This is a genomic window from Streptomyces glaucescens, assembly GCF_002154375.1.
Taxonomy (GTDB): domain Bacteria; phylum Actinomycetota; class Actinomycetes; order Streptomycetales; family Streptomycetaceae; genus Streptomyces; species Streptomyces glaucescens.
This window is the reverse complement of sequence record NZ_MUND01000309.1, coordinates 1-3,012: the sequence shown is the minus strand read 5'-3', so window position 1 is coordinate 3,012 and position 3,012 is coordinate 1. Positions and strand designations below refer to the sequence as shown.

The 3,012-nt window shown below is 73.3% G+C and carries 3 protein-coding genes; 2 read left to right on the top strand and 1 reads right to left on the bottom strand.

Annotated features, from left to right (window positions below; all coding sequences use genetic code 11):
• Window positions 1-600: beta-1,3-glucanase family protein (locus CCN42_RS20640; protein ID WP_245877390.1), on the top strand; the 600-nt coding region annotated here is incomplete at its 5' end.
• A gap of 90 nt (window positions 601-690) precedes the next feature.
• Window positions 691-2,196 (top strand): metallophosphoesterase family protein, encoded by a 1,506-nt coding sequence (locus CCN42_RS20635; protein WP_086737701.1) that lies wholly within the window; start codon window positions 691-693, stop codon window positions 2,194-2,196.
• A 474-nt stretch (window positions 2,197-2,670) separates the two neighbouring features.
• Here CCN42_RS20635 and CCN42_RS20630 read toward each other — a convergent pair.
• Window positions 2,671-3,012 (bottom strand): peroxiredoxin (locus CCN42_RS20630; protein ID WP_086737699.1); only part of this gene is annotated, 342 nt, incomplete at its 5' end.

The window sequence follows — 3,012 nt, the reverse complement described above, 5'->3', positions numbered from 1 at the left end:
TGCAGCAGGCCGCCCCAGCCGGGCGGCTGGGGCGGCCTGCTGCAGACGCGGTCCGACGGCACCGTGCTGCGGGCGCTGTCCCCGGCGCACGGGATCGGGACCGGGAAGCTCCCGGCGTCCGTGATGGACGACTACATCAACCGCGTGTGGCAGAAGTACGCGACCACGACGCTGACGGTCACCCCGTTCGCCGACCGGCCGCAGATCAGGTACCAGGGCCGGGTGTCGGGCGGCGTGCTGCGCTTCACCAACAGCGCGGGGGCCGTCGTGACGAGCTTCCAGAAGCCCGACGCCGACAGCGTGTTCGGCTGCCACAAGCTGCTGGACGCGCCCAACGACGAGGTGCGCGGCCCGATCTCCCGCACCCTGTGCGCGGGATTCAACCGCTCGACACTGCTGGCCAACCCGAACCAGCCGGACAGCTCGTCCGCCGGGTTCTACCAGGACTCGGTGACCAACCACTACGCGCGGATCATCCATGAGCGGATGACCGACGGCAAGGCGTACGCGTTCGCCTTCGACGACGTCGGGCACCACGAGTCCCTCGTCCACGACGGCGCTCCGCAGCAGGCGTATCTGACACTCGATCCGTTGAGCTGACCAACTCGTCGTGACGCGGCGCGAGATGGGACCGGAGATTCGTCCGAGGTCCCGTCCCGCGCCGTCCTCGATCATCATTACGATGCACTGGTGTCTGACTCCTCACGTGATACCGCCGAAGGCGCCGGCTGGGGCGCGCTTGAACCCGGCGACTACCGGCGACTGGTACCGGCCCGGGGCAGGAAACTGTCCTGGCTCGACCCCAGGACGCTGTGGGCCGCCCGCAACGGGATGCTGGCGTCCTGGTTCGGGGACCCCACGGGCCGTACCCGCAGCCGCTGGGTGGCCCAGCAGGCGGCGGCCGGGGCGCCCGCGGACAAGGTGATCCGGCGCTCCGACCCGGACCGGTTCGCGTTCCTGGTGGCCGGGGACACGGGTGAGGGCGGCGATCCGCAGTACGCGGTGGTGCCGGGCCTGCTGCGGGTCGGCCAGGACACCCAGTTCATGATCATCGCCAGCGATGTCATCTACCCCGTGGGCGCCACGGACGACTACGGCGACAAGTTCTTCCGCCCGTACCAGGACTATCCGGCGCCCGTCTACGCCGTCCCAGGCAACCACGACTGGTACGAGGACCTGCACGGCTTCATGCGTGTCTTCTGCGACGACGCGCCGTCCCTGCCGCCCGAGCCCCGCCCGCGTCCGCTGACCCGGGCCTGGCTGCGCGCCCTGCTGTGGCACCGGCCGGGCCCGGCCGACGAGGCGGGCTTCGCGCAGGCCCGCAAGCTGCGCTCCGCGCCCGCCCAGCTGTCCGTCCAGCCGGGCCCGTACTGGGCGATCGACGCCGGGCCGATCCGGATCGTGGGCATCGACACCGGGCTGCTCGGCACGCTCGACGCCGAACAGGGCGCCTGGCTGCGCGAGGTGTCCCGCGACCCGCGCCCGAAGATCCTGATCACCGGGCGGCCGCTGATCGTCGACGGCGCGCACCGGCCGTGCCCCATCGAGGGCGGCGGCACGGTCGACGAGATCGTCCGCGACCCCGCGCACCGCTATGTCGCGGCGATCGGCGGCGACATCCACAACTACCAGCGCTATCCGGTGCGGGTGGAGGGGGACCGCACCATTCAGTACGTCGTCGCGGGCGGCGGCGGGGCGTTCACGCACGCCACCCACACCATTCCCCCGGTCCGGGTGGCCGGCCTGACGGAGGACGACTTCCGCTGCTACCCGCTGCGCGGCGATTCGCTGGCCTTCTACAGCGGGATCTACGCACGCCGCACCCGGCTGCGGCGGTTCTTCACCCTCAGCGAGGCGGAGGCCACGGCCGTCGTCGCCGAACGACTCCACGGCCGGCCCGCGCGCACCGCCGAGGCACCGGCCCCCGTCACCCGCCGCACCCGTCTGGTCGCCGCCCTGCTCGGCACCGGCCGCCGGCCGGGCCGCGCCGCCCGCTTCCGCCTCCCCGTCCGCAAGATCTACACCGGCCTGCTCTCCCCCTGCTGCGCGACCCACAACCCGCCCTTCTTCAAGTCGTTCCTGCGGATCGACGTGTCCCCCGACGCCGTGCGCCTGCGCTGCCACGCCGCGACGGGCCACCACGCCCAGGAACTCGACCCGCCGGTGGAGGACGAGGTGATCATCCCGCTGACCTGAACCGGTCCGGCCGTACCCGTCCGCAACCGGGATCATCCACCGATGGACGACATCATCCTCATGTCCGACCCGAGGGTGGCGGCCGTCCCGGTGCGGGACGACGGGCAGCCTGCTGGTCGACGCCCGCGGTCGAGATCCGGCCGGCGCCTTCGCCCATCTGCGGCAAGGGGTGGCGGAGCGGCTCCACACGGCGCAGGACCTGCTGCCGGACGAGTTCAGGCTGCTGTTCGTGGAGAGCTGCCGCCCGCTCGCCCCGCAACGCGCGTACTCCGCCCTTCGGCGCGCGGCGTGTCCCGGCCGTGCGGGTCCGCCGAAGGCGGGCCTTCCGGGCAGGCCCGCCTCGCGGCGGACGCGGTCGGGGCGCGCGGCCGGCCGCCCTGGGCGGAACGCGAGACATGGGGCCGCTGGGCCGCTCCGGCCGCGCTGGGCGTGCGCCGCCGGTCGGCTGCGCCCGCGCGTCCTCCGCCGGTCGGGTCAGCCCAGGTGGGCGCGGAGCGCGGCGAGGGCGCGGTCGGCGTGGGTGTTCATGCGTAGTTCGCTGCGGACGACCTCCAGGACCCTGCGGTCCTTCCCTATGACGAAGGTGACCCGCTTGGTGGGCGCCAGGGTGAATCCGCGCTTGACGCCGAAGCGTTCGCGGACCGTGCCGTCGGCGTCGGACAGCAGCGGGATGCCGAGCGTGTGCCGGCCGGCGAACTCCTGCTGGCGTTCGACGCTGTCGCCGCTGATGCCGACCGGGCGGGCGCCGACGGCGGCGAACTCGGCGGCCAGGTCGCGGAAGTGGCAGGCCTCGGCGGTGCAGCCGGGGGTGAGGGC